The following is a 3379-nucleotide window of genomic DNA, read 5'->3' as shown; positions in this document are numbered from 1 at the left end:
CCGGGTCAGGGGTTGATGTCGAACAGGGCGGGGGAGTTGATGGGCGTGCACTGCCAACCCAACCCCAGGTAGCAGGCCTGGCCGGTCACACCGAAGCTCATCTTCGGCCCGCTGACGCTGAACTTCAGGTCGGCCTTGGCCAACGGTGTGCTCGGGTGGATCTCGATGTAGGAGCTGACCGGCGAGAGCTGGAAGCCAGCCCCGCCCACCTGGAAGCCGAATGCCAGCGCGGCCACGCTTACGGTCAAACGCCAGTCCGGACCGGACTGGCCGGTGGCAACGATCTGCAGCTTGAGCACGCCGGGGACGATGTCGGCGTCGAAGGTCTTGTTCAGTGTGGGGTCGCCGTAGAGTTCGCTCTGCCAGCCGGTCTGCACCTCACCCTGCCCCTGGGGCATGCTGTCCTGCGGGGTGAACTCGACAGGGACGGGCCGGGCCAGGTGCTCGCGTACGGCCTTGCGGTACTCGCCCTTGAAATAGCTGGAGTCCTTTTCCTTCCCCTCCTCAGCGAAAAGGTTGATCTCCTTGGTCAGGAGGTCCCACTCCTTGTCGGAGAGCAACCCCATCTCTTCGATGACCTGCGGCATGAGTGCTTCCTGTCTTCTCGGTCCGTCCATCCTTGCGCGCACCCCATACCCTCAGTAGTAATTCGGTCACACATCGATCCTGAGGGTGGGTCGGGCACGGCAATGACGTTCACGCGAATAGGCGGACATATCGGGCGCCGAGTGAGGCGCATGTGTCCGCACGGTCGCGTCCGTTACCTCCGGCGTCGCGGCACCCGCAAACGCCGTACCAAGGCGTATCCGCCCCCGGGCCGCAACACGTCGGGGGCCGTGAACGAACCTCACCGGTCGACGGTGAGCACCTCCAGGGCGCGGGCCTTGTCGGCCTCGCTGGGCAAGGCGTAGCGGCGGGTGGTGTTGAGGTCGGCATGTCCCATCAGCTCGGCGACCAGCACCACGTCGACCGGCTCGTTCGCGAGTTCGCCGCGGCCTCGGACGAGGTCGGTGCCGAAGGTGTGGCGCAGCACGTGCGGACCGAACGCCTCGCCGTCGCCCGAAGGGCCGACCCCCGCCGCAGCCCCCAGGGCGCACACCACCGCGTTGGCGGCCCGGGGCGACAGGCCGGCGCCGTCGCGGTTGCGGATCAGCGGGCCCGCGGCGGGTCGGCCGAGATCGTCCAGCAGCTCCTCCAGGGTGGCCCGGGCCTGGGCGTGCAGGGGCACGGTGCGGTCCTTGCCACCCGACCGGCCCTTGCCGCGCACCCGCACGCTCCCCTTGCGGGCCGACAGCCGGACATCGGCCACGTCCAAGGCGACGATCTCGGCCACCCGGAGCCCGGCGTAGTAGGCCAGGTGGCAGACGGCCCGGTCCCGGACGGTGGCGTCGCGGGCCACGGTGCGCAGGAACCGCAACAGGGTCCGCTGCTCCAGGGCGCGGGGCGCGCTCGGCCGGTTCAGGTGCTCGCGCACCACCGCGGGCCGTCCCGAGCCGCGCAGGGCGAAGAAGGCGTCGACGGCTGCGAGGCGGTTGTTGATGGTGGCCGCGCCCAGGTGGGTGCCCCGGCTGGTGCGGGTGTTCTTCAGGTGCCGGCGCCAGTCGCGCACTGCCCAGTCCCGCGCGTCCGGGTCGGTGAGGGGGTCGCCGTCCTGCCGGGCCTGGGCCAGCCAGACCAGGAAGGCGGCGGTGCTGCGCCGGTACTTGTCGCGGGTGGCCGCGCCCAGGTCGGTGGCGGCGGCCAGGCGGTCGGTGAAGGCGGCGAGTTCGGCCGCCAGATCGCCGGGGAGGTCGGGGGTGCGCCGCGGCCGCCCGGTCCGTGTGTTTCCAGAAGTGGATTCGGGGGGCTGCTCGCGACCGGGGATCGTGTTTCCAGAAGTCACCCCCGCAGTCTACTTCCGGAAATGCTCGTTTCCAGAAGTACGGCACCAGCCGTGAACGCTGGCTAAGTTACTCGTGGGTTACTTGTCCTGTTGTCGGGCGTTCGGGAGAACACCCCCGCCTTGGCGGGCGACCCGGCCGAGTACGGTGGCTGCGGATCGTACTCCACCGCCAGCTGCAGGGCCTGGGCGAACTGCTCGCCCTCGATGCGCCCGCACAGCTCCAGCGCCATGTCGATGCCCGCCGACACCCCCGCCGCCGTCACGTACTTGCCGTCACGCACGACCCGCTCGGACGTGGGCACCGCGCCGTAGGCGGACAGCCCCTCCATCGCCGCCCAGTGGGTGGTGGCGGGCCTGCCCTTGAGCAGACCAGCCGCCGCCAGCAGCAGCGACCCGGTGCACACCGACGTCATCCAGGTGGCCGTGGCGTCCACGGCGCGCAGCCACCCCAGCAGCGGCTCGTGCTCCATCACAAGGCGCTGGCCCGGGCCGCCGGGCACCAGCACGATGTCGGGCTCCCGGACCTCCTCCAGGGCCGCGTCGGCCGTGATCCCCAGGACGCCGGTGTCGCTGCGCACCGGCCCGCGCTCCTCGGCGCACACCACCGTGTCCGCCCCGGGCAGGCGGGACAGCAGCTCATAGGGGCCCACCGCGTCCAGGGCGGTGAACCGGTCGTAAAGGACGATGGCGATCTGCATTCGGTTCCCTACTTTCCGTAATCATCCATGGGTGCGGCAGGCCGCCGCGCCGCCCCTGTGGGCGCGGCCCCTCACCCGCCTCTCAGAACCCGGCCCTCACACGGCCGTGCGGAACCGCATCCGGTAGCGGCCCGGCGAGCACCCCAGCCTGCGCGCGAACGCCCGCCGCATCACCTCCGGCGACCCGAACCCGCAGGCCCGCGCCACCGCGTCCACCCCCTCGTCGGTCTCCTCCAGGCGCCGCCGCGCCTCGTCCAGGCGCACCGACTCCACGTACCGGCCCGGCGTCATGCCCACCTCGCGGGCGAAGACCCGGGCGAAGTGGCGCGGGGAGAAGCCCGACCGGGCCGCCAGCGCCTCCACCGACAGGTCCCCGTCGGGGTGGCCCGCGATCCAGTGCTGCAGCTCCCGCAGCGAGGGCCGGTCGGCGCCCCGGGCGGCCAGGTGGGCGCTGAACTGGGCCTGCCCGCCGGGCCTGCGCAGGTAGACCACCAGCACCCGGGCCACCCACAGGGCCGCGTCCTGGCCCAGGTCCTCCTCCACCAGCGCCAGCGCCAGGTCGATCCCGGCGGTCACCCCGGCCGAGGTGGACACCTGCCCGTCGCGCACGAAGATGGGGTCGGGCTCCACGCGCACCCGGGGGAAGCTGCGCGCCAGCGCCTCGCACAGGTCCCAGTGGGTGGTGGCGCGCCGCCCGTCCAGCAGCCCGGCCGCCCCCAGCAGGAACGCCCCCGAGCACACCGACACCACCCGGCGGGCCGAGGCGGCGCCGTCGGCCAGCCACCCCACCAGGCGCTCG

4 protein-coding genes are annotated in these 3379 nt (G+C 72.2%); all 4 read right to left on the bottom strand.

Annotation, left to right across the window (positions count from 1 at the left end; genetic code table 11):
• Positions 1 to 5: 5 nt before the first annotated feature.
• Positions 6 to 587 carry a hypothetical protein gene (locus tag D476_RS0118235; RefSeq protein WP_017625368.1) on the bottom strand — a complete coding sequence of 194 codons (582 nt, stop codon included), beginning with the start codon at positions 585 to 587 and terminating at the stop codon, positions 6 to 8.
• 260 nt (positions 588 to 847) lie between these two features.
• Positions 848 to 1882, bottom strand: a complete 1035-nt coding sequence (locus D476_RS0118230) for a tyrosine-type recombinase/integrase (protein WP_017625367.1) — start codon at positions 1880 to 1882, stop codon at positions 848 to 850.
• A gap of 62 nt (positions 1883 to 1944) precedes the next feature.
• Positions 1945 to 2580: a DJ-1/PfpI family protein gene (locus D476_RS0118225; RefSeq protein WP_017625366.1), complete on the bottom strand. Its 636-nt coding sequence runs from the start codon at positions 2578 to 2580 to the stop codon at positions 1945 to 1947.
• Between the two features lie 96 nt (positions 2581 to 2676).
• Positions 2677 to 3379 (bottom strand): GlxA family transcriptional regulator (locus D476_RS0118220; RefSeq protein WP_017625365.1); only part of this gene is annotated, 703 nt, incomplete at its 5' end.

The sequence above is a fragment of the Nocardiopsis chromatogenes YIM 90109 genome, from assembly GCF_000341185.1.
In the GTDB taxonomy this organism is placed as follows: Bacteria; Actinomycetota; Actinomycetes; order Streptosporangiales; family Streptosporangiaceae; genus Nocardiopsis_A; species Nocardiopsis_A chromatogenes.
This window is presented reverse-complemented; position numbering and strand designations above follow the sequence as displayed.

Bases quoted from the DNA above. Each gene is read 5' to 3' on its own strand.
- D476_RS0118235 (WP_017625368.1), bottom strand. From the start codon at position 587: ATGCCGCAGGTCATCGAAGAGATGGGGTTGCTCTCCGACAAGGAGTGG.
- D476_RS0118225 (WP_017625366.1), bottom strand. From the start codon at position 2,580: ATGCAGATCGCCATCGTCCTTTACGACCGGTTCACCGCCCTGGACGCG.